This window comes from Streptomyces sp. NPDC007025 (assembly GCF_042869455.1).
Lineage (GTDB): Bacteria > Actinomycetota > Actinomycetes > Streptomycetales > Streptomycetaceae > Streptomyces.
The window spans coordinates 13,278-36,221 of the sequence record NZ_JBIAFT010000008.1; the positions used below are offsets into that span (position 1 = coordinate 13,278).

Consider the following 22,944-nt stretch of genomic DNA (forward strand, 5'->3'; position numbering starts at 1 on the left):
GACACCGAGGGCGCTGCCGCCCCCGTGCCGGGACGCCCGGACCATCCGCCGCTTCCGCCGACATGCTGCGTCGCCGAGCGGCCCCCCGATCCCCTGGAGCAGAGCCATGTGTGTGGCAAGCGGACGCCCCCGGCCGGGCGCCGTCCCGGTCCGCCGCCGACCGGACTCCGAACCCGGAGCCGTTGGTGATCCCCTTGAGCCCCGATGCCACTGCGGCGGCCTGTTCACCCCGTGCGCCGGCTGCCGGTCCCCTCGTTGCCTCGACTGCGACCCGTACCGTTCCGATGACTGCGCCTTCCCGCTCTGAACAGCCCCACGACACCGCCGCATGGGCAGCACCGGAGGCGCCAGACGCAACGGAAGGCCCGGCGAGGGATCTGCCGCAGGCGTACTACGTCGTGATCGGCAGCGATGCCGCACGCAGGGTCTGCGGTTCCCTGCGGTCCGCCGGGCACCTCGTACGCCACCTGCGGCAGCCCTCGGACGAAGAGCTGCGCCCGGCGCTGGACGGCGAGGTGGCGGGCGTCGCGGTGCTGTTCGACGACGACGTCGAGTCCCTGCGCTACGCGCTCGCGGTGGAGCACGTCCGCCCCCGCGTCCCGCTCGTGGTGACGGTCTTCGACCGGACCGTCGCCGAGCAACTGGCGCGCATGGTCCCCAACTGCCGGGTCACCTCGTCCGCCGACGTCGCCGCGCCGGTCCTGCTCGCCGCCTGCGTCCAGCCCGACCTGCTGGCGCTCCGGCAGACCCCGGACGGCCCGGTCGGCGCGCGCTGGGAGCGGGGCGCTGTCCGGCTGGAGGCGTACCGGCCGCCGCGCTCCCTGCGGTACCGGGCCCGACTGGGCAAGATCCGCGGCCAGTTGCGCCCGCACGACGGCAGTTCGCGGATCATGCTGGCCGGACTGGCCGGACTCTTCGGGGTGCTGCTGGCGGACTGGACCTGGGCCGTGACCCTCCACCACCGGCCGCCTGTGGAAGCCTTCCTCGAAGCCGCCCGCACCCTGGCCACGGTCGGCCCCGCGGCCGCGCACGGTTCGACCGCCTACCTGGTGTTCGCCGGCGTCGCCATGCTGGTCACCATCGTCCTCACCGCCGTCTTCACCGCCGGGATGGTCGACCGGCTGCTGGCCCCGCGCGCGATCGGCATGGTCGGCTCCCGGGCACTGCCGCGCGCCGGCCACGTCGTGGTCGTCGGGCTGGGGCAGGTCGGTCTCCGGCTGTGCACCGGGGTGCAGGCGCTCGGCTTCGGCGTGATCGCGGTCGAACGCGACCCGGCCGCCCCGAACCTCCGGCTGGCGAAGGCCCTCGGGATCCCCGTCGTCGTCGCCGACGCGCGGGACCGGTTCGTGCTGCGCAAGCTGCGCCTCCACACGGCCCAGGCGATGGCGGCGGTCGCCTCCGACGACCTGGACAACATCGCCGTGGCCGTGGCCGCGCGGGCGGTCGACCCCGAGCTGCGGGTCGTGGTCCGGGCCGGCGACCACGAGGCCATCGCGGAGACCCGCTCCCTGTTCAGCATCGGTATCGTGCGCGACCTCGCCAGCCTGAGCGCCGCCTACACCACCGCGAGCCTGACCGGACTGCGGCCGTACGGGGTGCTCGCGCAGGACTCCCGGCTGCTCGTGGAGGGACCGAGCGGATCGTTCAGCCCGTGGCCGTACACGGGCCGGTGCACGCACCACCAGGACGGCGCCCGGAGCGATGACGGGAGCAGCCGCGGGGGCGGCGGCCGCAGCGGTGGCGGGGTCAGCGACCGGGGCGGACCGCCGACCGCGGACACCGGCGGGTGACGCGGTCGCCGCCGGCGAAGTCCCCGGACTCCACCGGGTGCCGTTCCGCCGCCCCCGCCGGTGGTCACCCCCCGGACTCCGCCGGAGCGCCCGCATGGCGGCGCAGCTCCGCGACGATGCGGGTCAGGTCGGCGGGGGCGGCCGTGAGGCGGACCGGAGTGCCCGCGTCGTCGATCTCGGCGATGTGCCACTTCCTGGGGACCCCTTCGCCGTCGCCGCCCCGCGGACGCCGCACGCTCCGCACCGTCAGCCGCTCCACCGGCAGCGGCTTCACCGCGAACCGGCCCGGGCCCCCATGCGGAGCCACCGCCGGCGTGCCGTCGCCGAGGACGATGTGGCTGCCGAAGCCGTTCGGGTTGTAGTCGGTGTGCTCCAGGAAGCGTGCGGTCAGGAAGATGTCACCGCGAGCCGCGGACTCGCGGGGCGCGGAGGCCCCGGCCGGTGCGGCAGCCGTCCCGGACCCCGTGCCCGTGCCGGTGCCCGTGCCCGTTGCCGCGTCGGGCCGGCGGATGCGGCTGGCGTACCAGGCCCAGGCGAACAGGCCCGCACTGGCTGCCGAGCCGCCCGCCGTCCAGGCCGTCACCGCGGGCGAGGCCAGGAAGTCCAGCGGGTGGAGGTAGCAGAGCGGCAGCAGCCACCCGGCGGTGCCGGCCAGCGCGCCCGCGAACGGCAGCGACGAGGGGATGACCTCGTCCTCCGGCAGCCGGCGCCCGCGCAGCCGCATCAGGATCCGCGCCCCGGGCAGGCCCGCCGCCAGCACGCATCCGGCCGCCACCATCAGCACGTCCCCCGCGCCGGGGAAGTGCTCGCGCCATATGTGTCCCGCCCCCGAGACCTCGCGCACCTGGCGCCGCCAGACGGTCAGTTCGACCCGGTCACCGGCCTCGAAGTCGAGCGCGGCCTCCCGTGAGACGCCGAGCCGCTCCAGCGGACGGCCCTCGGTGAAGTACAGCCAGCTGCGCTGCTTGGGCCGGTTGGCGTCGGTGCGCTCGATCTCGGCCCGCAGCGTGGTGAGGCACTCGGCGCGCTCCGCGGCGGGCGTCGCCGCGGTACAGGGGACGGCCGCCTCCCAGGCACTCTTCTCCGTCGCGGCCGCCGGTACGAAGGCGAGCGCGGTGCCCGCGCCCGCCAGCAGCAGCACGCACAGGGCCAGTGACCCGGCCCAGGTGCGTCCGGCGGTCCGGGCCGAGATGACGGGCACCCGGTCGGTGCGCGGGGCCGAGGCGGGCGCGTGCCGGCGGTGCAGTGCGCGCAGTGCCGCCAGCTTGGCCTCGAAGTCGGGCAGCTCCGCCGCCGAGCGGCACTTGGGCAGTGGCAGGAGGCGCTTGCGCCGACCGCGCAGCACCACCACGATGCGGTGGGTCTCCGGGACGCGCCAGTTGTCCGTGTGCATCCGCCGGATCTGAAGCTCGGAGATGTCGCGCCACGGTATGTGCCGTCGGCGCAGCAGCGAGCGGAGGTGCAGACCGTCCGCGTCCGCGGTCACCCGGTGGCTGACCGCGTGGAGCAGCGCACAGCTGGTCAGCGCGACGAGCAGACCGATCCCCGCCCAGGGGTTCGGAGGTGTCCCCAGGTGGATCGCGCGAGCCGCCTCCAGACCGGCCACGGCGGTGCCGAGCCCGGCGGAGAGCCACAGGGCGCGCCGCCACGGCGCGGAGCACGGCACTTCCCACGTTTCGGTCATAGCTGCGATTCTTCCTTGCCCCGGCCGGGCACGCTGCTGCCCCCTGCGGCAGCCTCCGGCCGGGCCACGCTGCCGGTGACTGGAAGAGAGCGTGGGCGAGAGGGCCGGGCACGGGGCGTTCCGGAGCCGGGCGCGGGTCAGGCGCGGACCCCAGGAGGGGAGGGGGCCGCGCCCGGACCCGGGGGCCGGCCCGGAGAGGGGGAGGGGGCCGGGGCGCCGCCCCGGAGTTCGGCCGTGAACTGGGCCCCGGCAAGCAGCGCGAGGTTGGACAGCCACAGCCAGATGAGGAAGACCACGATTCCGGCGAGCGAGCCGTACAGCCTGCTGTAGGCGCCCAGCAGCGAGGTGTAGAAGGCGAAGCCCGCCGAGACCGCCAGCCACAGCCCGGCGGCGAGCACACCGCCGGGCAGGCTGTCGCGGCGTCGGCGTGCGGGCGGGGGTCCGGTGCGGAAGACCACGAGCACGATCAGGGCCACCAGGCACAGCAGCAGCGGCCAGCGCACCAGGCCCCAGGCCAGTGGCGCGGTGTCGCCCAGATGCAGCAGCCGGCCGAGGAGCCGCGCGACCGGCCCGCTCAGCAGCAGCACGAGAGCGTTGATGACGAGCAGTACGAGCAGGCTCAGCGCGGTCGCCACGATCCGGGGGACCTTGCGCAGCGGGGAGCGGCTGTCCGGAATGCGATGCATGCGGTGCAGCGCGCGGCGGAAGACGGCCAGATAGCTGCAGGCCGACCACAGTGCGCTGCCCGCGCCCACCGCCAGCAGCGTCCACGTTCCGGAGCGCGGCGTGAGGATGTGGGTGAGCAGGTTGTGCAGCTCGGTGCCGGCCTGACCGGGCGCGTACCGGGTGACGTGTGTGACGAACAGTTCGGCGGCGTCCGGACTGACGAGGGTGAAGGACAGGACGGTGATGAGCAGCGCCGGCAGCACGGTGAGTATGGCGTAGTACGTCAGGGCTGCCGCGTAGTCGTTGATGTCGTCGTTCCACATCCGCACCGGGATGCGGCGCAGGGCGGGCCACCACGGGCGGGCGGGGCGCCCGCCGGTGGGCGCGCGGCCTGCGGGACCTTCGGGGTATGCGGGACTTTCGGGAGCTACGGGACCTTCGGGGCCTGCCGTGACGAGGGGGCCTGTGGTGTCGGTGGAAGCGAGGGGATCTGCGGGTTCTGCGGGGGCGAGGGGGTCGACGGTGCTTGCGGGGTCCGCAGGGTCGCGGACCGTGCGCGCTGTCCGGTCCGCCGGCTCCGGGGCTGCGGAGTCAGCGGACATGCGGCATCCGGTGGGTGCGGTGGCTGAGGCGCAGCCGGGTGGTGACGGTGTGGGGGGCGACCGCGGCCTCGGCCTCCGTGCCGACCGCGGTCAGCGCGTCGAGCACGGCCCGCGGCGTGGTGTCCGGCTCCAGCCACACGTGCACATGCGCACGCAGCCGCCGACGGCGGGCGTGGACGCGCACCCGGGCGCGGGCGACTCCGCCGACGGACGCCGCGCGCCGGGTCAGCGCCTCCTCCAGCGCCTGTGTGCGCAGTACCCCGCCCGGCGTGGCCAGCGGCAGCCGGGAGCGGGCACGCAGCCGGAGCTGTCCGAGGAACCACCAGGTCAGCAGCGCCGTCAGCAAGGTGCCGACGGCGATGACGCCGGGCGTCCACCAGTCGTGCGCGCGCAACCCGGCCAGGCCGGGGCGGTCCAGCAGCACGTTGCCGTCGGCGGGCGGAAGCACCCAGCCCATCCCGGGCACGGACGCCAGCCGGGCGGTCAGCCGTTCCCCGGGCTCGGTGCGCAGGCCGGCCGACCACCCGCCGCCGAGCAGCAGCAGTCCGCCGGTCACCGCCAGCACCGTCCGGTTGACGGCAGTGCGGGGCTCGGCCATCAGCGCTCACCTCCCGCGGGCGTGGGTCCGGTGTCGGTGGCATCCATGATGCCGGTGCCGTCGGCCGGTTCGGGCGAGGGCGTCGGATCAGAGGGCGAGGGTGTCGGGTCGGAGGACGAGGGCGTCGGATCAGAGGACGAGGGTGTCGGGTCGGAGGACGGCGCGGGGCCGGAAGGTGCTGCCCCCGGCGGGTACGGCGACGGCGGAGGCGCGGAATCCGGGTCCTGCCAGGTGGGTTCGGGGATGAGCCGCACCCGCAGGCGCGGGGTGCGGCGCAGCAGGCAGTCCGCCAGCACCGTGTGGGCGGCGGCCGCGGCCTGCTCACGGACCTGCTCGCGGTCGCCGAAGGCCAGTGCGGCCCGGACGGTGGCGCGGCGGCGCCCGACCCGCACCCGTACCGCCGCGACACCGTCGACGTCCCCGACGGTGTCGCGGAGCAGCGCCGCGACGGTCGCCCGGTCGACCGCCGCGTTCCGCACGGGTGTGGCGGCGGCCAGCGTGAACCGGTGGCGGCTGCCGGGGGTGAGCGCGAGCACCAGCATCCAGAGGCCCAGCACCGCCACGACCGCACTCCCGACGTCGACCGGCACCTCACCCGGACCGTGCGCGGACAGCCACTCGACCGTGCGCGTCCGCCAGGCGGCGGCCGGACGGTGGGCGACGTGGACACGCACGACATCGGCGGTCACCGCCGCGCATCCGGCGGCGGCCGGCAGGATCAAGGCCGCGACGGGGGCACGCCTGGCCGACCACCAGCGGCGCGGCGCTCGCCGGCCCGCGGCCGACCGCCCCGCGGTCGGCGACTCGTCCGCCGGCCCCTCGTCCGCCGGCCCCTCGTCCGCCGGCACCTCGGCCGTCGGCTGATCGGCCGTCGTCGGCTCGGCGTCGGAGACCGCGGAGGCACCACGGGCCGGGGAGGCACCGAGGGGCGCGGAGGCGGGAACCGTGCCCGAGCCGGCCACAGCGCCGACCACCCCAGCTGAACCGTTCGTCGTGCCCGGGCCGGTCGCCGCGCCCATGTCCCGTACCCCAGGGGCCGCTGATTGCGACGGCACCGTCAAGCGGGTCACGGTCAGCCGTGCGGGGGCGACGCCCAGTCCGGTCAACTCGCGGGTCCGGTCGGTCACATGGCTTTGCACTCGCCTGGCGGTGTCCGACAGCGGTGCCGGATAGGGCAGCGGCAGGCGCAGCGCCACGGAGGCCCGCCGCCCGTGGACGGAGGCCGAGCCGCTGGCGCGGCCCGCCGCCGGACCGGGCAGTGTCTCCCCGGCGGCCTGCTCGGCGATCTTGCGTACGACCTTGTCCGCGACGGTGGTGGTGCCCCGTCGGGCGGCAGCGGTCATCGGCGGTTCCGCTCGAACAGCGCCCGCAGCTCCTGCGCCCGGCCGTCGCCGTCCAGCCAGGCCCCCGCGCCGTAGCCGAGCGCGCCCAGCGCCGCCACCAGCAGGAAGGCACCGAAGCCGCCGAAGTACGCGGCGAACGCCAGCGCCATGCCCGCGATCATGCCGATGAGCCCTCTGTCCATCTTCCTTCCCCGCCTTCCCCGCGAGCCCCCGACAGAGCCCGACCTGTCCCGTCCCCTGGTGGTGCGCGGCGCTCTCCGCGCCGCCGACCGCGCGCCGCCCGGCCGTCCACAGCGGTCCACAGCCTTTCGGGGCGTGGACGTGCGGACGGCATCGGATCACTCGACGCGGGAGTCGGCCGAGCCGTCCTCGGTGTCGTCCTCGGGCAGGTGAACGTCTATGACGGCGATGTTGACCTCGACGACCTCCAGGCCGGTGATCCGCTCGACGGCGCCGATGACGTTCTCCCGCACGTCGGCCGCCACGTCCGTGATGGACACGCCGTAGTCGACGACCAGTTCCAGGTCGATGGCGGTCTGCCGCTCGCCGACCTCGACCTTCACGCCGCGGCCCACGTTCGGCCGCCCGCCGGGCACCCGGTCCCGGACGGCGCCGATGGTGCGGGACAGCCCGCCGCCCATGTCGTACACGCCGGGGATCTCCCGCGCCGCGATCCCGGCGATCTTGACCACCACGACATCGGCGATGGAGGTCTTGCCGCGCGTCGGCGCCGGCTGGTCCACGCCGGAGGCGCCCTGGGCGACCTCGGTCGTCCCCGTCGCGGGCTTGTCCGGCTGCTGCGCCCGGGACGCCTTCTGGGACACCGGCGTGTTCCGCCGCTGGGTCTGCTGCTCGGTCTGTTCGGTCTGTTCGGTCTGCTGCGTGGTCATCGCTGCTCCCTCTCCTTCTGGTGGTCTCTCTTCGGACCCGGACCGGACTTCGGGCCGGCCGGTCATCCGGCCGGGTGCGGCCGGCGGACCCGGGTTCGGCACCTGCGCCCTGGCCGGGCGCGGTTCCGCGGTCCCGTTCCGATGGACGGTCCCACTGCGTTGGACACCGGCGGGCGGCAGTTGTGACGCACCGTTCCGAAAAATCTTCGGACGGTGTCCCGCGGGCAGGTGAGGGTCAGGTCACAGGCACCGATGCGTCACACGGGTCCGGTGATGTTGTCCAACGAGCAGACCGAACGAGAGGAGCGCCCTGTGACGGGGGACCGCACATCCGCCGGACCACCGGGCGGCGGGGACGGGCCCGACGACGCCCTGCTGACCGTCCGCGCGGTCGAGGGCGACGAGGAGGCGTTCGCCGTCCTCGTACGTCGGCACGCTCCGGCGCTGGTCCGGCTGGCCACCCGGCTGCTCGGCGGCCGGGCCGAGGCGGAGGACGCGGTGCAGGACGCGTTCATCAGCGCCTGGCGCAAGCTGCCCGAGTTCCGCGGGGACTCCGCCTTCGGCACGTGGCTCTACCGCATCGTCACCAACCGGTGCCTGAACACCCTGCGCGCCCGCAGGCCGCAGGATCCGCTGGACGCGGCGCAGGAGCCGGCCGCACCCGCGCACACCGTCGCGCCCGACCGGATCGCCGAGGGACGCGCGGCCGTGGGCGACCTGCACCGTGCGCTCGCGGAGCTCTCGGCCGAGCAGCGGACCTGCTGGATCCTGCGAGAATGGGACGGCCAGTCCTACGCCTTCATCGCGGACACCGTCGGCATCACCCAACAGGCCGTCCGTGCCCGTGTCTTCCGCGCCCGACGCCATCTCACCAACGCTCTGGGGGCCTGGCGATGACCAGTCGTATCCACCCGCCCGCTTCCCCGCCGCCGCCCGAGCCGCCCGGCGCGCCCGACCCGGACGACGAACTGCTGCCCTGCGGGCGGCTGCTGTCGCAGGTGTGGGCCGACTGGGAGGAGGGCACCTCCGACGGCCACGAGCGCACCTGCCCGCACTGCCGCCGCGCGGTCGAGGAGTTGGACCACCTGGAGACGGCCGTACGGGGGCTGCACGACGAGGCGGACGACCCGGTGGCCTACGACGCGGCGCCGCTGACGCAGCGCGTCATGGACATCGTCCGCGTGGAGCTGCGCCCCGGGCACCCGCTGCCCCTGGCCCCGCCCCCCGAAGATCTGTGGATCATGGAGACGGCGGCGGCCCGTACGCTGCGCGCCGCCGCCGAACAGGTGCCGGGCGTCCGCGCGGGCTCCTGCCGCATCGTTCCGGAACCCGATTCCGCGGAGCCGGACTCCGCGGGCCGGGTGTCCGTGCGTCTCGGCATCCAGGTGCTGCTGTCCGTGTCCGAACCGTCCGAACCGTCCGAACCGTCCGACCTGCCGGGTCTTGCCGACGCGGTGCGACTGCGGGTCGAGCGGGCCGCGGACCGGTACCTGGGGTTGCGGACCGCCGCGGTCGACGTCCGCGTCACGGACCTGGTCGACGCCGACGCCGAGGTGCCGGTTTCGGACCCGGCGAACGCGAACGCGCCGAACGGATCCGGGAGGAACGTGCCGGAGGGAGCCGAATCGGGGAACAGCACCGAGAAAGGTACGGGCCGATGAGTCAGCACGCCGTCCTCAGTGAGGACCTCGCCGCGGCCGTCCGGGACGTGCCCGGTGTCGCCTTCCTCACGCCCGGCATCACCCGGCGGCTGCGGTCCGCGCTCACCGGCTCCGAGAGCGCGTCCCCCGCGGGCCTGCGCGTCAGCCGCCCCGCGGAACCGGGTGCCCTGTGGCGGATCGACGTACGGATCGTCATCTCCGCCGAGGCGCGTGCGGTGGATGTCGCCCGCGCGGCGAGCGCCGCCGTCACGGCCCGCCTGACCGAGACCCACCCGGCCGACACCGCGCGGGTGACCGTCACCGTCACCGGTGTCGTCTGACGGGTCACCGGCCTCGTCCGCCGGCACGGATTCCGGATCCGGCGGCAGCGGTCCTGGGTCCGGAGACGGCTGAAGGCGCAGGTCCGGCTCAGCCCTCGGCCGGCGGGGGGCCTGCCGCGTCGATCTCGGCGACGAGTGCCTCGACGCGGGTCCTGATCTCGTCGCGGATGGGGCGCACGGACGCCAGGCCCCTTCCTGCCGGGTCCGCCAGCGTCCAGTCGAGATAGGTCCGGCCGGGGAAGACGGGGCAGGCGTCGCCGCAGCCCATGGTGATGACGTAGTCGGACGCCTGGACGGCCTCGGGGGTGAGCGCCTTCGGTCTTTGGCCGGAGAGGTCGATGCCCACCTCCCTCATCGCTTCGACCGCTGCCGGGTTGACCTGGTCGCCGGGGAGCGAGCCCGCGGAGCGGACCTCGACGCGGTCGCCCGCGAGGTGGCGGAGGAAGCCGGCGGCCATCTGCGAGCGCCCGGCGTTGTGGACGCAGACGAACAGCACGGACGCGGCGGGGGTGGAGGGCATCGGTTCATCCTTCGCGGGTCCGTGGCGAGCGCCGGACCGCCTCCGGGGAGCCCCCGGAGAGCGGCGGCTGCGGACCGGTCTGGCATCAGCTTCGAGTGATGTGACAGTATCAGCACATGCTGACGTCAGTCGAGACTGATCTGATCCGCGTCCTGGCCGACCCGCTCCGGATGACGATCGTGCATCTGCTCGCCCGGGAGACCCTGTGCACCACGCACCTGGTCGAGGAGACCGGCGCGCGCCAGACGAATCTCTCCAACCACCTGCGGGTGCTGCGCGACGCCGGAGTGGTGGACACCGAGCCGTGCGGCCGGTTCACCTACTACCGGCTGCGGCCCGATGTCCTCACCGCCCTCGCCGGGCAGTTCGCCGAACTGGCCGCGACCGCCCGCACCACCGCCGCCGCCGACATCAAGAGGGCCTGCCCGTGAGCGCCACCGAAGAGACCACCGAAGCGCCCGCGCCCGACACCCGCGCCGCGGACGGAGGCGTCGTCCGCGGGCTCTCCACCCTCGACCGCTTCCTGGCCGTGTGGATCCTGGCCGCCATGGCCGTCGGCCTGGGGCTGGGCCGGGCGGTTCCCGGTCTCGACGACGCGCTGTCCAGGGTCGAGGTCGGCGGCATCTCGCTGCCGATCGCCCTCGGTCTGCTGATCATGATGTATCCGGTGCTGGCCAAGGTCCGCTACGACCGGCTCGACGCGGTCACCGGCGACCGCAGGCTGATGGCCTCGTCGCTGGCCCTGAACTGGATCCTCGGCCCGGCCGTGATGTTCGCCCTCGCATGGCTCTTCCTGCCCGATCTGCCCGAGTACCGCACCGGGCTGATCGTCGTCGGACTGGCCCGCTGCATCGCCATGGTGATCATCTGGAACGACCTGGCCTGCGGCGACCGCGAGGCCGCCGCCGTGCTCGTCGCCCTCAACTCCGTCTTCCAGGTCCTCGCGTTCGGCCTGCTCGGCTGGTTCTACCTCGACCTGCTGCCCCGGTGGCTGGACCTCGGCGACGGGCAGGGGCTGGACGTCTCCGTCTGGCACATCGCGCTGAACGTCGTCGTCTTCCTCGGCATCCCGCTGCTGGCCGGATTCCTCACCCGCCGCCTCGGCGAGAAGAGGCTGGGCCGCGGACCGTACGAGCGGAACTTCCTGCCGCGGATCGGGCCGTGGGCGCTCTACGGGCTGCTCTTCACGATCGTGCTGCTCTTCGCGCTCCAGGGGAGGACGATCACGTCGCAGCCCCTGGACGTGGCCCGGATCGCGCTGCCGCTCCTGGTGTACTTCGCGCTGATGTGGTTCGGCGCCTTCGCACTCGGCAAGGCGATCGGCCTGGCCTACGACCGCACGGCCACCCTGGCCTTCACCGCCGCCGGGAACAACTTCGAGCTGGCCATCGCGGTCGCCATCGCCACCTTCGGCGTCACCTCGGGCCAGGCCCTCTCCGGGGTCGTCGGCCCGCTCATCGAGGTCCCGGTGCTGGTGGCGCTGGTCTACGTGTCCCTGGCCTGGCGCGGGAAGTTCGCCGCGCGGTGACGTGCGGGGCCCGCCGGCCCGGTTCCGCGGGGTTCCGGGTGCTGGTCCGGTCTCAGGCGGCCGCCGGTCCGGTCGTCAGGATCTGTCCCATCGCGGCGAGCACGGACGGGGCCACCCGGTAGTAGACCCAGGTGCCGCGCCGCTCGGAGAGCAGCAGTCCGGCTTCCTTGAGCTTCTTCAGATGGTGGGAGACGGTCGGCTGGGAGACCCCGACGTCGGAGATGTCGCACACGCACGCCTCGCCGCCCGGATGGGAGGCGACCGTCGAGAACAGCCGCAGCCGCACGGGGTCGCCGAGCGCCTTGAACATCCGCGCGGCGGTCTCGGCCTCCTCGGCCGTCATGGGGCGCTCGGTCAGCGGCGGGCAGCACGGCACCACCTCGGCGGACGGGGTACTGGGCTTCGGCATGACTCTATTTTGACACAAATCGAAACAGCACTCCGAGGGCACGGAAGGTCTGATTAGATATTTGTCTATGTTGACGGGCGTCGAACCAGGTGTCACGCTGGTGAGGGCAAGACATAGACAATCATCGAATCAGTTGGCGGCCCGGCCGCCACCACCCCGCCCACGCCCGTGAGGAGCCCCTTGTCATGAGCAACCAGCAGCTGCCCGTCGTGGTGATCGGAGCCGGACCGGTCGGCCTCGCCGCCGCGGCGCACCTCGTCGAGCAGGACATCGAGCCCCTCGTCCTGGAGGCCGGTCCGTCCGCCGGCACGGCCGTGCGCGAGTGGTCCCACGTGCGGCTGTTCTCTCCCTGGGGCGAGGTGACCGACCCCGCGGCGGAGAAGCTGCTCGCCCCGACCGGCTGGGCCGAGCCCGACGCGGCCGCCTACCCCTCGGGCGGCGACTGGGCGGAGCAGTACCTCCAGCCGCTCGCCGAGGCACTCGGGGACCGGGTCCGCTTCGGCGCCACCGTCACCGGCGTCGCCCGGGCCGGGCGCGACCGCGTCGTGGACGCCGACCGCGAGGCCCAGCCCTACGCCGTCCACGTCCGGTACACGGACGGACACGAGGAACGGATCACCGCCCGCGCGGTCGTCGACGCCTCCGGCACCTGGAACGTCCCCGGCCCCGCAGGCGCCAGCGGCCTGCCCGCGCTCGGCGAACAGGCCGCGGCCGACCGCGTCACCTACCGCGTCCCCGACCTCGCAGACCCGGCGGTACGGGCCCGCTACGCGGGCAAGCGCACCGCCGTCCTCGGCTCGGGCGCCTCCGCCTTCACCGCCCTCGCCCACCTGGCCGACCTCGCCGGGACGGACGACGGCGCCGGCACGAAGGCGGTCTGGCTCCTGCGCCGAGGAATCTCCGATGCCACCTTCGGCGGCGGCGAGGCCGACCAACTCCCCGCCCGCGGCGCCCTCGGCCTCGCGGCCAAGGCTGCCGTCGACGGCGGACATGCCGAAGCGGTCACCGGCTTCCTCACCCACACCGTCGAGCGGGCAGCCGACGGCCGTCTGGTGCTGGTCTCCGAGGACGGGCGGCGTCTCGAACCGGTGGACGAGATGATCGTCCTCACCGGCCTCCGCCCGGACCTGTCCTTCCTGTCCGAGATCCGCCTCCGCCTGGACGAGCGCCTCCAGGCACCGGCCGAACTCGCCCCGCTGATCGACCCGAACGCCCACTCCTGCGGCACCGTCTACCCGCACGGCCACCGCGAACTGTCCCACCCCGACCGGGGCCTCTACCTCGTCGGCATGAAGTCCTACGGCCGCGCCCCCACGTTCCTCGCGCTGACCGGCTACGAGCAGGTCCGCTCCGTGGCCGCCGCCCTCGCCGGAGACCTGGAATCCGCGGACCGCGTCGCCCTCGCCCTGCCCGAGACCGGCGTGTGCGGCGGCACCGGTCTCCTCGCCACCCCCGAAGCCGGACAGCCCACCGAGGGCGGCTGCTGCGGTTCCTGACCGGCACGGTTCCGCCGGGCACCGGCGCGGCTCCGCCTGGCATCGGCACGGTTCCGCCGGGCGCCGGGAGAGTGCTGCCGGTGCCCGGCCGCCGCAGAGGGCGGGTGACGTGCTGGGGGTCAGTCCTCGTGGACGCTGAGCAGATCGCCGGGCTGGCAGCCCAGTTCGCGGCAGAGCGCGGTGAGAGTGGAGAAGCGGATCGCCTTCGCCCGGTCGTTCTTGAGAACGGAGAGGTTGACCACGGTCACCCCGACCCTGGCCGCCAGTTCGGACAGGGTCATGCCCCGCTCGGCCAGCAGCCGGTCCAGATGGATCCGTACCCGGTGCTCCTCTTCCGGTGGCATCAGATCAGTCCCTCGGTGTCGGCGCGCAGTTTCGTTCCGCGCCGGAAGACCTCTCCCAGCGCCAGGACGAGGAAGGCCAGCAGGACATGTTCCCCGGTGAAGGTGACCGAGAACGGTATCTGCTCGGCCATGGGGGAGCCATGCACCAGCATTTCCGTGGTGAGCGCCGGCAACACCGGGGTGAGAACGGCCTGTACCAGCACCGTCAGACCGATGGCGCTCAGCCGCCGGGCGTTCGCCGGTACGAAGATGTCGCCGCCGCTGAGGGTTCGGGCCACCTTGAAGAGGAGTACCAGGACGAGAAGCAGGAGCAGGCTCCCGACGACCTCCGGAAGGGCGAGCAGCACTCGCTGACCCGGGCCGGGGTCGGCGAAGACGAGTTCTGCCTGCCGCGTGCCGGTGAGGGTCATGCCGTGGCCCGCTACCGCGGCGGAAACCTTCTCCGGTATGCGGGCTGCGGTCTCGGGCTCGACCTCGACGGTGTCCACGGGTCCCTCCCTCAGCCCGACCACGCCGAGCGCCGGAAGCAGCACCCCGAAGACGCCGACCAGGACAACAGCCAGGCCCAGAATTGCTTCCAGGAGTCGGCTGTCGGTCCGGCTCCACCAGGACGTGGTGCTCATACTCTCCCCCTGCACGCGGTGGCATATCGTTTGTCGATAGTATCGACAAACGATATAGCAGTCGTCTCAAGGGATCGGCGGACCCGGCCCCTACCTGGACGGGTCCGTCGGGGCGTGTCCCGAGGACACGTCCGAGGAACAGTGGGGTCCACCGGCCGGGCTCACTCCGTCGGTGCCGCACACGACCGGACCTCCTCCAGCAGCTCCGGGTAGTGCACGCCGTACGTGCCCACCGCGTGCCACACAGCGTCCAGTGCCGCCTTCAGCGGATCGGGATCGGCGGCGGCGAGCACGGCGGGAAGAGCGAAGTGCGGCTGGGAGATCTGCTCGGGGTCATTCGAAGTGCCGGATGTGCCGGAGGTGCGCACCACCGCGACGAGGGGCGGCACCGCTCCGAGGGAGATCGGCCTGTCAGCGGCGGACGTGGAGGGTGCGAGCCTGCCCAGCAAGCGGCCGGGACCCGCCTTCCGTTCGCGGTCCCCCGGCTTCGAGGCCGTGTCCCACGTCGGCCCGGCCGCTGACGGAGACGGAGACGGCAGCGGACGGTAGGGCGGCCGCTCGGGAGGTTCCGCCCTGAGCACCGACCGGCTCGGGACCTGCGGGTCGGAGCACAGCGTCTCCCGCATCCGGTCCGCGTCGTCGAAGGGCGGTGGCAGGGGACGTCTTTCCGACATCGCGGTGAGTGCCCGAGCGACCCAGGAAATGCCCACGAGGCCCGCCGCCTCGCAGGCCCGCCGGGCGGCCAGCGACGCCACCGCGCGCTGCACCTCGGAAGGCGCGGCGCCCAGCGTGTGCACCAACTCGCTGTCGAAACGAAGCAGACCGCGGACGTTGCCACGGACGTCGCGCAGCCTCCCGCTCGGCGACCGACCGCCCCACTCCCATCGCTCGAAGTGCAGGCGCCGCTCCTCGGCTGCCCGCTCCGCTGCCTGCCGGGCCAGGCGTTCGGCTTCGGCGCGCTGTTCCGGTGTGGGCGGTGGGGGGAGTTGCCGCGCGAAGCGGTGCCAGTGGGCGGCTGATCGTGAGGCCTGGCGGACCACACGGTCGGCCTGTGGCGGTGCGGGCCAGAACTGCAGGAGGTAGCTGTCCGCCGCCGGCTCGCCGGACACTCTGGTGTCGAGCTCCCGCCCCTCGTCCATCCCCCGGCCGCAGTACCGTACCCGGTGGTCGGTCCGGGCGAGACCGAGGTCCCATGCGGCCTGACCCGCCCACGACACCAGGCAGGTGTCCTCCGACTCCGGGTGGAAGGACACCTCCACGACGTCCTCCCAGCCCGGGTCCAGCGGGGGTTCCTCGTCGTGGACCTCCACGGCGAAGCCGACGTCTCCCGTGTGCAGCCCGGTGTTCAGCCAGAGCGCTCCCGGGACCGCCGCCCCGCACAGGCCCCCGCTCTGGCCTGCGAACGCCTCGCAAAGATCCGGATTCAGGCTGCCCGGAGCGTGCACGTATATCTGACCGTAGTGAACCTGCACCTCACCCGCGACCGGCCTGCGCACAGCAGCACCCCTCCCCCTTCGTGGACGACAGCCGTGACGGCCCTCGGTCGACGGTCCGTCACCTGCCGTGCATCCTGCCGCAGGCCACTGACAACGGGTCGACGGCAAGGCGGACATCGGCGCAGAGCACGCCCGCGGAGCAGCCGGGAAGGCGGGGACCGCAGGGGGGCGACCGGCACGACCGGGGACACGTCCCCGCATCCGGCCGGGGTGGCCGCAGCGGCCGGGCCGCCCGGCGCTCAGTCCTCTTCGTCTCCCTCGTCCTCGTCGTCGTCGAAGACCTCGTCGATGACCTCGGCGGCCACGAATCCCCCGACCACGCCGACGGCGACGCCCGCCGCCGCACCGGCGACGACGGCACCGGTGCTCGGCCCGGAGCGGTGGTGACCGTCGTGCGAGGTCTCGTGGTGGTGGAGTCCATGGCCCTGGTGCGGTGCGTACCCGGAGTGGCCTGCTGCGTGGCCGCCGCCGTGCTGCTCGACCATCTGCCGGACCCAGGAGTCGACTTCGGCGTTCCAGTCGACGTGCTCGACGCCTTCGTGGCTGACCGCGAAGCGGTTGACGGCGTCGTGTCCCTCGGAGAAGAGCCCGCCGCGCTTGTCGGCCTCCAGGACGACCTCCATACCGCCCGGGGCGGCGAGGAAGGTCACCTCCACCTCGTTGACGGCGTGGGCGTACTGCGGGGCGGGGGAGAGTTCGATCTCCTGGTAGAAGGGCAGGGTCTGTCCCGTGCCGTGGATGTGGCCCAGTTCCAGGTCCGCGGACGTGAAGCCGAACCCGAGCTGTCCCAGGGCCTCCAGCACGCCTTCCTGTGCGGGAAGCGGTGCCACCCGCAGCGGGTCGAGGTCGCCCTTGTCCCTGGCTCCCGCGACGGCGAGTTCCGTCCGGATTCCGAGGATCACCCCGAGGGGCTGACCGTGCAGCTCGGTGATCGGCGTCTCCCACGGAAGGGTGACGGTGAACGGCACGCTGCGCCGCTCACCCTCGGCGAGCCGGAACCCGCCGCCCACCGTGAGGCGGTCGAAGGCGACCACGCCCTCGTGCTCCTCGTCACCGTGTTCCGCCTCGACGCGGGCGACGAGTTCGAGAGTGATCTGCTCGATCTCGCAGTCGGCGGAGCCACCTTCGAGATGCACCTGGCCGCTGAGCGGGCCACCCGGCCGCGTCGGCCCGTCGTCCAGGACCGTGTCCACCGAGGGACCGCCCACCCCGAGAGCTCCGAGAAGCCGTTTGAACACCATCGCGGGCGTTCTCCTTCACTTGTCTGCCGACGCTTGAGTGCGGGGAGTCCGGCCCCGGCCACGGGGCGTGTCCGCCGCAGGTCCCACGCTACGGCAGGCCTCTACAGCACTGTAGTTTTCAAGTCGCCGCCGAAACCGGTGTTCTCGCCGGCCGGCTCAGGGGTGCACCGGCGGTCCGGGCGCAATGAACCGGTCCCGCGGAACACCGTGCCGGACGCCGGATTCCGGGCGGCTCGACCGTGCGGCCGGCCGCGACCGGCCGCACGGCGGAGGGTCACAGGTGACGGGCGATGACAGGCAGCAGGTCCTGGAAGGTGCGTCCCTGTGCCGGCTCCCCGATGGCGGCCATCTGCCATCCTTCGCCGGAGCGGTGCACCTTGGCCATGATCTGCGCCGTGTGCGGACCGCCTCCGGTGAGGGTGTAGCGCGCGAGCTCCTCACCGGACGTCTCGTCGATCAGGCGGCAGTACGCGTTCTGCACTTCCTCGAAGGTCTGGCCGGTGAAGGAGTTCACCGTGAAGATGATCTGGTCCACCTGCGGCGGGACACGTTCGAGGGACACGCTGATGGACTCGTCATCGCCCGTACCGGTGCCGCCGACGAGGTTGTCACCACTGTGCTGTACGGAACCGTCGTCGCTGACCAGATGCTGGAAGAACACGACATCGGCCGGCTCACCGCCCGCGAACAGCACTGCGGAGGCGTCGAGATCGATCTCACGGGTTCCGGCGAGTTTGGCGAGAAAGCCCTTGCGGGGCGCGGCCTGCCAGCCCAGCCCCATCCGCACCTTGGTGAGCGAGCCACCGCCGGACTTGGTCAGGCTGATCTGCTGGCCTTTGGAGAGGTTCACGGACATCTCAGGTACCTCGGTTCGCGTGGCATGGGATGGCATCGGATGGCAGTGGACGGCAGGGAGAAGGTGGACAGGTCGAGAGAATGCCGCCCTGTGGTGCCCGGCCGGGGCAGTCATCCTGGGCGCCGGTGTCAGATCCGGCGGCCTCGGAACGCGGCCCCAACGAAAAACTACAGCACTGTAGAAGAATGGGGGCGGGTAGCCGGACAACCGCGTCACCGACCGCGCCGGGCACATCCGGCGTTGACCGTCCGTTGCCGGTGCGGCGGACCATTCAGGCTGCCGGGTGGCCCTGCCGCGACCGCTTGCCGTGGGTCGCGCCCCCTGTCCTCCGGCCGCCCCGGAAGAACCAGGGCATGTCCGGCTCCATCAGGGGGCGGAACAGTTTCCGCACGGGAGACGTGCACAGCAGCGTCATCATCGCTGCGACGAGCACCGTCAGGGCGACCCGGCCCGCCGGGTGACCCACCCAGTCCAGGCTGTACCAGTCCAGTTCGCGGGAGAGCTTGATCGGATACACATGAAGCAGGTAGGCGTACAGCGTGCCCGCGCCCAGCGTGGTGAACCACATGTGCCGACGGGGAACCCAGGCCAGGAAGCACGCCGTCAGCACCAGGCCGCAGCCGAAGACGGCCAGCACCATGGTGGCGCCGACCCAGGCGGGGACGCCCATCTCCGCCGCAGACTTCTCCCGCAGGAACCAGCCCGAGGACATCCGCGGCACCGCCCAGTAGGCCAGCAGCAGTGCACAGGCCACCACCGGCACCGCGAGCCACCGTGCAGCACGCTGCTGCACGAGTGCGAAGTGCTCCGGCCGCAGTTGCAGCCCCAGCACGAAGAAGGGCAGGAACTGGGCGATGCGCATCAGGTCCAGGTCGTTGCCGACGCTCGGCGTGACACTCGCACCGACGGCGATCGCCAGCGCCACAGGCACCGGCCAGCGCAGGTTCTTCCACACCGGCGTGGTCAGCCGCCACACGAACAGGGCGACGAGGAACCAGAGCGCGAACCCCGGCTCCTGATAGTGGAACTCCCGCTGCGGGTCGTCGAGCCACCGCATGAAGAGCGTGTAGACCGTCTGGAACGCCAGATACGGCACCAGGACGCCCGTCACCAGTCGCACGATCTGGCGCGGGGTGCCCTCGTAACTCCGGGAGAGATAGCCGGAGATGACGATGAAGGCCGGCATGTGGAAGGCGTAGACCGTGGCGTACAGGGCGGCGGCGGCGCGGCTGTCGCCCTGCATGGGTGCCCACAGATGCCCGGCCCCGACCAGCACGATGGTGAGGTACTTCGCGTTGTCCAGAAACGGATCGCGGCGGCCGGACGGGCGGCCGGCGGCTTTCGCGGATGCAGGTAGCGCCGACGGTCTCTCCACCGGCGCAACGGGAGGTGCCGGGCGGGCGGAGGGCAGCGGTGCTCGCGTATAACCAGCCTGCAACATTATGAGCACGATAGCGGTCAAGTCTGTGTCAGCACACGGCCGGTGGGGCACACGGGCTGGTTCGGTGGATATGTCCGTGCCCCCGCACTGCCGCCCGGCTGGAGCCGTGAGGCGCCCACGGCGTCGGTCCGGCCTCCGGGCAGTCGTCCGCTCCTCCGCTCCTCCGCTTCCTCTGCTTCCCCTCTTCCCCCCTTTCCCGTCGTGTGGCCCCTCTGGCGAGACCGGGCGGCGGAGGGCGCGAGAGGCGAAGACGGGCTGATCCCCTCACCCGACACCGTCGTGGACCTCGCCGACGCCCGCTGAGATCGGTGCGGCCCGCTGCCCCGTCCTCTCCGCCGGAGCGCGCTGACGGGTAGTCCGGCCGGCCGCGCGTGTTCCGCGTCGAGGCCCTCCGGTCCGCTGATGCCGCGCGCGCTCGTCCTCGGCGGCGGCCTGCTCCTCCTGCGGCCCGTCGGTCGGCTCTTGCAGGCGATCCCGATCCTTTTTCGAGGTCGAGAACTACGTAGGGCCCCACCGCCGAGGCGGTGGGGCCCTACGTTCAGCCCGGTGAGGCTGGGCGGAGGATACGAGATTCGAACTCGTGAGGGGTTGCCCCCAACACGCTTTCCAAGCGTGCGCCCTAGGCCACTAGGCGAATCCTCCGCCGCAGACTGTACAAGACCATGGGGGGTGCTCGCGAACCCGGATTCCGATCATGGATCCGGGGGTGGGGTGGCGGGGCGCGAGGTCGAACGGGAGGCGGGGGATCGGGTAGTGTGGCGGCAGCCCCTCACGTGGCGCTATCTGACTGAACTCCCCCAGGGCCGGAAGGCAGCAAGGGTAGGTTGGCTCTGGCGGGTGCGTGGGGGGCGTTTGCGTGCCCGGGTTCCCGGGTTGCCGCGGCGTGGGCCGGTTGTCGGTGTCGGCCTATATCGTCGGGGGTGTGTCGTCCCTCGCCCTGTACCGCCGCTATCGCCCCGAGACCTTCGCCGAGGTCATCGGGCAACAGCATGTGACCGACCCGCTGCAGCAGGCGCTGCGCAACAACCGGGTCAACCACGCGTACCTCTTCAGCGGCCCGCGCGGCTGCGGCAAGACGACCAGTGCGCGCATTCTGGCCCGGTGTCTGAACTGCGAGCAGGGCCCCACGCCCTCCCCCTGCGGGGAGTGCCAGTCGTGCCGTGACCTGGCGCGGAACGGGCCCGGGTCGATCGATGTCATCGAGATCGACGCCGCCTCGCACGGTGGTGTGGACGATGCCCGCGAGCTGCGGGAGAAGGCGTTCTTCGGCCCCGCCTCCAGCCGGTACAAGATCTACATCGTCGACGAGGCGCACATGGTGACCCCCGCGGGGTTCAACGCGCTGCTCAAGGTCGTCGAGGAGCCGCCCGAGCATCTGAAGTTCATCTTCGCGACGACGGAGCCCGAGAAGGTCATCGGGACGATCCGCTCCCGGACGCACCACTATCCGTTCCGCCTCGTCCCGCCCGGCACGCTCCGTGACTATCTGGACGAGGTGTGCGGACGCGAGCAGATCTCCGTCGAGGACGCGGTGCTGCCGCTGGCCGTACGGGCGGGCGCCGGCTCGGTGCGGGACTCGATGTCGGTGATGGACCAGCTCCTCGCCGGTGCGGGTGCGGACGGTGTGACATATGCCATGGCGACCTCGCTGCTCGGCTACACCGACAGCGCGCTGCTGGACGACGTGGTGGACGCGTTCGCCGCCGGTGACGGGGCCCGGGCGTTCGAGATCGTCGACCGCGTCATCGAGGGCGGGCACGACCCGCGCCGGTTCGTCACCGACCTGCTGGAGCGGCTGCGGGACCTGGTGATCCTGGCCGCGGTGCCGGACGCCGTCGAGAAGACGCTGATCGACGCGCCCGGGGACGTGGTCGAGCGGATGCAGGCCCAGGCGTCCGTCTTCGGCGCGGCCGAGCTGAGCCGCGCAGCGGACATCGTCAACACGGGGCTGACGGAGATGCGGGGGGCGACCTCCCCCCGGCTGCAGCTCGAACTGATCTGCGCGCGCGTGCTGCTGCCCGCCACGTACGGGGACGAGCGTTCGGTGCAGGCCCGGCTGGACCGGCTGGAGCGCGGTGCGGCGGCGGCTGCGCTGAGCGCTCCGGGTGCCGGGGCTCCTCCCGGCGCCGGTGCGCCTGGTCCGGGTGCCGACGGTGGTGCGGGTGCCGCTGCCGGTGGTCCCGGGGTTGTTTCCGGTGGAGCGCCGGGGTACGGGGCTTCCGGTGCCGGTGCCCCCGGCGCGCCCGCCCCCGCCCCTGCGGCCGGTGGCGGAGCGGTCGAGAGCCATCCCGGTGCCGTTTCCGCGGGGTCACCCGCCGCGGGTGCCGCTGGTCCTTCCGGCGCCGCGGACGGAGCCGCCCCCGCGGAGCAGCCGCCCGCGGAGCCCGCGCGGCGGCCCGGTGCCTGGCCCGGCGGAACCGGCCCCGGCGGTGGTGGCGGAGCGCCCGGCGGCGGTACGGGTGAGCCCGCGCGGCGCCCCGGCGCCTGGCCCGGTACGGCGGGCCCGCCGAGCGGCGGCTCGGCGGCATCCACGCCGGCCGAATCCGCTCCGGCGGCTCCGACTCCCGCGGCTCCGGAGCGGACCGGTCCGCCCGCGTCCGTGCCGGCCGGTCCCGCGGGCTCCGCGCCTGCGAGCGGGCCCGCACAGGGTGGCGGCGACCCCGCACAGATCCGGCAGATGTGGCCGCAGATCCTGGAGGCCGTCAAGAACCGGCGGCGCTTCACCTGGATCCTGCTCAGTCAGAACGCGCAGGTCGTCGGCTTCGACGGCAAGACCCTCCAGGTCGGCTTCCCGAACGCGGGCGCTCGTGACAGCTTCGCCAACGGCGGCAGTGACGAGGTGCTGCGGCAGGCGCTCGGCGACGCGCTGGGCGTGCAGTGGCAGGTCGAGGCCATCGTCGATCCGTCGGGCGGCGGCGGTGGTGCCGGGGGCCCTAGCGGGCCGGGCTCCGGGTACGGCGCGGGGTCCGGGACGACGGGAGGCGGCGCCGCCGGTACGCGGAGCGCGATGGCGGCACCCGCTCCGGCCCCGGCGCCGCCCCAGCAGTGGTCGGCGGCGCCTCCGGCGTCCGGCGCCGCCGCTTCGGGGCCTGCCGCGTCTGCGCCGGGCGCGCCCGGCGGGCCGGGGCACCCCTCGGCAGCCCCGGCGGCCGAATCCGCAGCGGTGCCCTCCCAGGCGTCCGCACCGGCTCCGGAGGCGCCGCGTGCGGCATCCGCGCCGTCCGGCTATGTGCCGGAGGAGGACATGCCCGCCGAGGACGATCCCGACCTGGACGAGTCCGCGCTCTCCGGGCACGACCTCATCGTCCGGGAGCTCGGAGCGACGGTCCTGGAGGAGCTCCGGCACGACTGACGTCCGGGCGGTGCGGTGTTCGGGCCGTGCGGCTGTCGTCCTTGCCGGTGCCGGTGCCGGTGCCGTCGCCGGTCCAGGGCGGAG

22 protein-coding genes, 1 tRNA gene and 1 other RNA gene are annotated in these 22,944 nt (G+C 73.3%); 9 read left to right on the forward strand and 15 right to left on the reverse strand.

What is annotated here, in order from left to right; all coding sequences use genetic code 11:
- The first annotated feature begins 284 nt into the window (after window positions 1-284).
- Window positions 285-1,790: an NAD-binding protein gene (locus ACFYMO_RS16755; protein WP_388547052.1), complete on the forward strand. Its 1,506-nt coding sequence runs from the start codon at window positions 285-287 to the stop codon at window positions 1,788-1,790.
- 64 nt (window positions 1,791-1,854) lie between these two features.
- Here the strand turns inward: ACFYMO_RS16755 and ACFYMO_RS16760 are convergent, their stop codons facing one another.
- From ACFYMO_RS16760 to ACFYMO_RS16785, 6 genes are all read right to left on the reverse strand, one after another.
- On the reverse strand, window positions 1,855-3,474 hold the full coding sequence (locus ACFYMO_RS16760) for a PH domain-containing protein (protein WP_366774125.1): 1,620 nt from the start codon (window positions 3,472-3,474) through the stop codon (window positions 1,855-1,857).
- 137 nt (window positions 3,475-3,611) lie between these two features.
- The gene (locus ACFYMO_RS16765; RefSeq protein ID WP_388547055.1) at window positions 3,612-4,463 is read right to left on the reverse strand and encodes a YihY/virulence factor BrkB family protein; all 852 of its coding nucleotides are present in this window, start codon (window positions 4,461-4,463) and stop codon (window positions 3,612-3,614) included.
- 268 nt (window positions 4,464-4,731) lie between these two features.
- Window positions 4,732-5,340, reverse strand: coding sequence for a hypothetical protein (locus tag ACFYMO_RS16770; RefSeq protein ID WP_366774124.1), 609 nt, complete (start codon window positions 5,338-5,340; stop codon window positions 4,732-4,734).
- Window positions 5,340-6,683 carry a DUF6286 domain-containing protein gene (locus ACFYMO_RS16775; protein WP_388547058.1) on the reverse strand — a complete coding sequence of 448 codons (1,344 nt, stop codon included), beginning with the start codon at window positions 6,681-6,683 and terminating at the stop codon, window positions 5,340-5,342. Before ACFYMO_RS16775 ends, ACFYMO_RS16770 begins: the two co-directional genes overlap by 1 nt.
- A complete protein-coding gene (locus tag ACFYMO_RS16780; RefSeq protein ID WP_366774122.1) occupies window positions 6,680-6,865 on the reverse strand; it encodes a hypothetical protein in 186 nt (61 codons plus the stop codon). Before ACFYMO_RS16780 ends, ACFYMO_RS16775 begins: the two co-directional genes overlap by 4 nt.
- Before the next feature lie 156 nt (window positions 6,866-7,021).
- A complete protein-coding gene (locus tag ACFYMO_RS16785; RefSeq protein WP_366774121.1) occupies window positions 7,022-7,573 on the reverse strand; it encodes an Asp23/Gls24 family envelope stress response protein in 552 nt (183 codons plus the stop codon).
- A gap of 312 nt (window positions 7,574-7,885) precedes the next feature.
- On the opposite strand from ACFYMO_RS16785, the gene ACFYMO_RS16790 reads away from it, so the two are divergent.
- From ACFYMO_RS16790 to ACFYMO_RS16800, 3 genes are read left to right on the forward strand one after another with little or no spacing between them, the layout of a single operon-like run.
- Window positions 7,886-8,470, forward strand: coding sequence for a sigma-70 family RNA polymerase sigma factor (locus ACFYMO_RS16790; RefSeq protein WP_366774120.1), 585 nt, complete (start codon window positions 7,886-7,888; stop codon window positions 8,468-8,470).
- Complete coding sequence (locus ACFYMO_RS16795; protein ID WP_388547062.1) at window positions 8,467-9,234, forward strand: Asp23/Gls24 family envelope stress response protein; 768 nt, start codon at window positions 8,467-8,469, stop codon at window positions 9,232-9,234. Before ACFYMO_RS16790 ends, ACFYMO_RS16795 begins: the two co-directional genes overlap by 4 nt.
- Window positions 9,231-9,554 (forward strand): hypothetical protein, encoded by a 324-nt coding sequence (locus tag ACFYMO_RS16800; RefSeq protein WP_388547065.1) that lies wholly within the window; start codon window positions 9,231-9,233, stop codon window positions 9,552-9,554. Before ACFYMO_RS16795 ends, ACFYMO_RS16800 begins: the two co-directional genes overlap by 4 nt.
- An 88-nt stretch (window positions 9,555-9,642) precedes the next feature.
- Here the strand turns inward: ACFYMO_RS16800 and ACFYMO_RS16805 are convergent, their stop codons facing one another.
- Entirely contained in the window at window positions 9,643-10,074 is a 432-nt protein-coding gene (locus tag ACFYMO_RS16805; RefSeq protein WP_388547068.1) for an arsenate reductase ArsC, read from the reverse strand.
- Window positions 10,075-10,190: 116 nt separating this feature from the next.
- Between ACFYMO_RS16805 and ACFYMO_RS16810 the strand changes: the two genes are divergently transcribed.
- A complete protein-coding gene (locus ACFYMO_RS16810) occupies window positions 10,191-10,505 on the forward strand; it encodes a helix-turn-helix transcriptional regulator (protein ID WP_019354784.1) in 315 nt (104 codons plus the stop codon).
- Entirely contained in the window at window positions 10,502-11,602 is a 1,101-nt protein-coding gene (arsB, locus tag ACFYMO_RS16815) for an ACR3 family arsenite efflux transporter (RefSeq protein ID WP_366774116.1), read from the forward strand. The genes ACFYMO_RS16810 and arsB overlap by 4 nt, the downstream gene beginning before the upstream one ends.
- A 52-nt stretch (window positions 11,603-11,654) precedes the next feature.
- Here arsB and ACFYMO_RS16820 read toward each other — a convergent pair whose 3' ends face one another.
- The gene (locus ACFYMO_RS16820; RefSeq protein ID WP_019354782.1) at window positions 11,655-12,011 is read right to left on the reverse strand and encodes a helix-turn-helix transcriptional regulator; all 357 of its coding nucleotides are present in this window, start codon (window positions 12,009-12,011) and stop codon (window positions 11,655-11,657) included.
- A gap of 185 nt (window positions 12,012-12,196) precedes the next feature.
- Here ACFYMO_RS16820 and ACFYMO_RS16825 point away from each other — a divergent pair, with 185 nt between their 5' ends.
- The gene (locus tag ACFYMO_RS16825) at window positions 12,197-13,507 is read left to right on the forward strand and encodes an NAD(P)-binding domain-containing protein (protein ID WP_366774115.1); all 1,311 of its coding nucleotides are present in this window, start codon (window positions 12,197-12,199) and stop codon (window positions 13,505-13,507) included.
- A gap of 119 nt (window positions 13,508-13,626) precedes the next feature.
- On the opposite strand, the gene ACFYMO_RS16830 is transcribed toward ACFYMO_RS16825, so the two are convergent.
- From ACFYMO_RS16830 to ACFYMO_RS16860, 7 genes are all read right to left on the reverse strand, one after another.
- On the reverse strand, window positions 13,627-13,851 hold the full coding sequence (locus ACFYMO_RS16830; protein WP_366774113.1) for a helix-turn-helix transcriptional regulator: 225 nt from the start codon (window positions 13,849-13,851) through the stop codon (window positions 13,627-13,629).
- Complete coding sequence (locus ACFYMO_RS16835; protein ID WP_366774112.1) at window positions 13,851-14,474, reverse strand: DUF2975 domain-containing protein; 624 nt, start codon at window positions 14,472-14,474, stop codon at window positions 13,851-13,853. The genes ACFYMO_RS16830 and ACFYMO_RS16835 overlap by 1 nt, the downstream gene beginning before the upstream one ends.
- A gap of 161 nt (window positions 14,475-14,635) precedes the next feature.
- Complete coding sequence (locus ACFYMO_RS16840) at window positions 14,636-15,970, reverse strand: hypothetical protein (RefSeq protein WP_366774111.1); 1,335 nt, start codon at window positions 15,968-15,970, stop codon at window positions 14,636-14,638.
- Window positions 15,971-16,209: 239 nt separating this feature from the next.
- On the reverse strand, window positions 16,210-17,211 hold the full coding sequence (locus ACFYMO_RS16845; protein WP_366774110.1) for a sporulation protein: 1,002 nt from the start codon (window positions 17,209-17,211) through the stop codon (window positions 16,210-16,212).
- 274 nt (window positions 17,212-17,485) lie between these two features.
- Window positions 17,486-18,067, reverse strand: a complete 582-nt coding sequence (locus ACFYMO_RS16850) for a TerD family protein (RefSeq protein ID WP_366774109.1) — start codon at window positions 18,065-18,067, stop codon at window positions 17,486-17,488.
- A 271-nt stretch (window positions 18,068-18,338) separates the two neighbouring features.
- Window positions 18,339-19,442, reverse strand: a complete 1,104-nt coding sequence (locus ACFYMO_RS16855) for an acyltransferase family protein (RefSeq protein ID WP_366774108.1) — start codon at window positions 19,440-19,442, stop codon at window positions 18,339-18,341.
- Between the two features lie 623 nt (window positions 19,443-20,065).
- Window positions 20,066-20,150 (reverse strand) — tRNA-Ser (locus tag ACFYMO_RS16860).
- A gap of 118 nt (window positions 20,151-20,268) precedes the next feature.
- Between ACFYMO_RS16860 and ffs the strand changes: the two genes are divergently transcribed.
- Together ffs and ACFYMO_RS16870 are read left to right on the forward strand one after the other, a co-directional pair.
- An RNA gene (gene ffs, locus ACFYMO_RS16865) (signal recognition particle sRNA small type) lies at window positions 20,269-20,365 on the forward strand.
- Between the two features lie 65 nt (window positions 20,366-20,430).
- Entirely contained in the window at window positions 20,431-22,860 is a 2,430-nt protein-coding gene (locus tag ACFYMO_RS16870) for a DNA polymerase III subunit gamma and tau (RefSeq protein ID WP_366774107.1), read from the forward strand.
- The last annotated feature ends 84 nt before the right edge of the window (window positions 22,861-22,944 follow it).

Bases quoted from the DNA above. Each gene is read 5' to 3' on its own strand.
- ACFYMO_RS16755 (WP_388547052.1), top strand. From the start codon at position 285: ATGACTGCGCCTTCCCGCTCTGAACAGCCCCACGACACCGCCGCATGG.
- ACFYMO_RS16760 (WP_366774125.1), bottom strand. From the start codon at position 3,474: ATGACCGAAACGTGGGAAGTGCCGTGCTCCGCGCCGTGGCGGCGCGCC.
- ACFYMO_RS16765 (WP_388547055.1), bottom strand. From the start codon at position 4,463: ATGTGGAACGACGACATCAACGACTACGCGGCAGCCCTGACGTACTAC.
- ACFYMO_RS16770 (WP_366774124.1), bottom strand. From the start codon at position 5,340: ATGGCCGAGCCCCGCACTGCCGTCAACCGGACGGTGCTGGCGGTGACC.
- ACFYMO_RS16775 (WP_388547058.1), bottom strand. From the start codon at position 6,683: ATGACCGCTGCCGCCCGACGGGGCACCACCACCGTCGCGGACAAGGTC.
- ACFYMO_RS16780 (WP_366774122.1), bottom strand. From the start codon at position 6,865: ATGGACAGAGGGCTCATCGGCATGATCGCGGGCATGGCGCTGGCGTTC.
- ACFYMO_RS16785 (WP_366774121.1), bottom strand. From the start codon at position 7,573: ATGACCACGCAGCAGACCGAACAGACCGAACAGACCGAGCAGCAGACC.
- ACFYMO_RS16795 (WP_388547062.1), top strand. From the start codon at position 8,467: ATGACCAGTCGTATCCACCCGCCCGCTTCCCCGCCGCCGCCCGAGCCG.
- ACFYMO_RS16800 (WP_388547065.1), top strand. From the start codon at position 9,231: ATGAGTCAGCACGCCGTCCTCAGTGAGGACCTCGCCGCGGCCGTCCGG.
- ACFYMO_RS16805 (WP_388547068.1), bottom strand. From the start codon at position 10,074: ATGCCCTCCACCCCCGCCGCGTCCGTGCTGTTCGTCTGCGTCCACAAC.
- ACFYMO_RS16810 (WP_019354784.1), top strand. From the start codon at position 10,191: ATGCTGACGTCAGTCGAGACTGATCTGATCCGCGTCCTGGCCGACCCG.
- ACFYMO_RS16820 (WP_019354782.1), bottom strand. From the start codon at position 12,011: ATGCCGAAGCCCAGTACCCCGTCCGCCGAGGTGGTGCCGTGCTGCCCG.
- ACFYMO_RS16825 (WP_366774115.1), top strand. From the start codon at position 12,197: ATGAGCAACCAGCAGCTGCCCGTCGTGGTGATCGGAGCCGGACCGGTC.
- ACFYMO_RS16830 (WP_366774113.1), bottom strand. From the start codon at position 13,851: ATGCCACCGGAAGAGGAGCACCGGGTACGGATCCATCTGGACCGGCTG.
- ACFYMO_RS16835 (WP_366774112.1), bottom strand. From the start codon at position 14,474: ATGAGCACCACGTCCTGGTGGAGCCGGACCGACAGCCGACTCCTGGAA.
- ACFYMO_RS16845 (WP_366774110.1), bottom strand. From the start codon at position 17,211: ATGGTGTTCAAACGGCTTCTCGGAGCTCTCGGGGTGGGCGGTCCCTCG.
- ACFYMO_RS16850 (WP_366774109.1), bottom strand. From the start codon at position 18,067: ATGTCCGTGAACCTCTCCAAAGGCCAGCAGATCAGCCTGACCAAGTCC.